Source organism: Paraburkholderia sp. (assembly GCF_026225065.1).
In the GTDB taxonomy this organism is placed as follows: domain Bacteria; phylum Pseudomonadota; class Gammaproteobacteria; order Burkholderiales; family Burkholderiaceae; genus Paraburkholderia.
Genome location: NZ_JAMFSB010000266.1, coordinates 1 through 1,993, shown reverse-complemented (window position 1 = coordinate 1,993; position 1,993 = coordinate 1). Strand labels below are relative to the sequence as shown.

Below are 1,993 nucleotides of genomic sequence, written 5' to 3'. Positions count from 1 at the left end.
GGGCGGCGAAGAGCGGCAACGATGTGTCGGTGGCGGTGAAGTATGCGATTGGCTTCGCGGTTGTCGCAGCGGGTTTCTTCGTCTACGCGGTGAGCGGTCGTTATGCGGTGGACGGCCGGGTGTCCTCGTGGTTCATGGTGGGCGGCTACGGGCTGTATTCGCTCGGCGAACTGCTGGTGAGCGGCCTGGGTCTCGCGATGATTGCGCGCTACGTGCCGGCGCGTATGAGCGGCTTCCTGATGGGCGCGTACTTCGTGGCGAGCGGCGTGTCGCAATACCTGGGCAGCGTGGTGGCGAACTTCGCGCAGATGCCTTCCGGCGATCTGGATCCGCTGCAGTCACTGCCGCTTTACACGAAGCTTTTCATGGGCCTCGGCTGGCTCGCGGCGCTCGGTGCGCTGGTGGCCGTTCTGCTGTTGCCGCTGATGAACCGCCTGTCACGCGAGCATCATCGCAGCTCGAACGAAGCGCGCGAGAACGCGCAGGCTGAAGGGCAACTTTCTGCCGCGGCGAAGTAAGCGTCAGACGGGAACGGATGCCGTTTCCCGCTCGATAAACGGAACAGGGCGCGCCTTTGCGGCGCGCCCTGTTCCGTTTACGGCCTTGTTTTATGGCTGTTTCCTGGCGCTGCGCTTTACAGCTTCGTTCATTCCGGAATCTTTCGAAACCCGACCGAGATCCGGTTCCAGCCGTTGATCGCGACCACCAGCATTGTCAACTCGGCCAGTTCCTGATCGGTGAAATGCGGTCTTACCGCGTCCCACACTGCATCCGGCACATGAGTCTGGGCAACCAGCGTGAGCGCTTCCGTCCATTCGAGCGCCGCGCGCTCGCGTTCGCTGAAGAACGGCGCTTCGCGCCAGACGACGACGGACGCCAGACGCCGCTCCGTTTCGCCGCCTTTGCGCGCATCGGTGGTATGCATGTCGACGCAGAACGCGCAGCCGTTGATCTGCGAGGCGCGCAATCGCACCAGTTCCATCAGCGGTTTCTCGAGACCGCATTCGCTGACGACCTTCTCCAGCGCCATCATGGCGCGGGTGCCGGCGGGGCTCGCTTTGTAGAAGTCGAGACGGGATTGCATGGTTTTCTCCTGATTGAAAATGTCCGCGAGACCGGATTACGAACGTCAGCTTAGGCCTTAAATTGGTCGTATAAAATAGCCATTTATCGACTATCTCAGGTAGCCACTTCGATGGACATCCACATCGTAGTTGTTGGACGCCGCGACCTGGCGGGACAGATCTACCGGCAATTGCGCACGGGCATCGTCGAAGGACGTTTGGCGGGCGGAACGCGTTTGCCGTCCACGCGCGATCTCGCAGTGCAACTCGGCGTGTCGCGCAAGACAACCCTTGATGTGTTCGAGCGGCTGCTTGCCGAGGGCTATCTGAGCGCGCGCACAGGGGCAGGGACGTTCGTTGCCGAAGGTCTGCAGCGGTTGCCCGTGCAACGCGCGGGGTACGTTCGGGCGGTTGAACCGGCGCGTGCACAGACGAAAGCCAGATCGAAAGCGCGCGCGCAACCGCTCTGGGAGCACATGCCTGCCGGCTTGTCGTTGCCAGCATCGAAGCTCGTGCTGGCGCACGAATTCATTGGCGGCATGACGGACAAATCGCTGTTCCCGTTCGACGTCTGGCGCCGCTGCATCAATCACGCTGTGCAAGCGCAGTCGCGCAGTCCCGGGAGTTATCGCGAGGCGGCAGGAGAGCCGGAATTGCGTCTCGCGATCTCGCGCTATCTCGGGTTTAACCGCGCAGTCGTGTGCAACGCGGATGAGGTGCTCGTCACGCAAGGCGCGCAGCACGCGCTCGACCTGATGGGGCGCGTCATGCTGCGTCCAGGCGACGTGGCGGCGCTGGAAGATCCGGGTTATCCGCCTGCACGTGCCTGCTTCGCGGCGGCCGGGGCGAAGGTCGTTGCCGTGCCGGTGGATGCGGACGGCCTGATGGTTCACAAGCTTCCGGACAACGCGCGGCTCGTCTATGTCACG

At 63.0% G+C, this 1,993-nt stretch carries 2 protein-coding genes and 1 pseudogene; 2 read left to right on the top strand and 1 reads right to left on the bottom strand.

The annotated features are described in order from the left end of the window. Positions 1-518: pseudogene (locus tag M0954_RS19215) on the top strand (MFS transporter); the annotation flags it as partial. 128 nt (positions 519-646) lie between these two features. Here the strand turns inward: M0954_RS19215 and M0954_RS19210 are convergent. Next, entirely contained in the window at positions 647-1,084 is a 438-nt protein-coding gene (locus M0954_RS19210; protein WP_133894156.1) for a carboxymuconolactone decarboxylase family protein, read from the bottom strand. A gap of 111 nt (positions 1,085-1,195) precedes the next feature. On the opposite strand from M0954_RS19210, the gene M0954_RS19205 reads away from it, so the two are divergent. Continuing rightward, positions 1,196-1,993 (top strand): aminotransferase class I/II-fold pyridoxal phosphate-dependent enzyme (locus M0954_RS19205; RefSeq protein ID WP_297354919.1); only part of this gene is annotated, 798 nt, incomplete at its 3' end.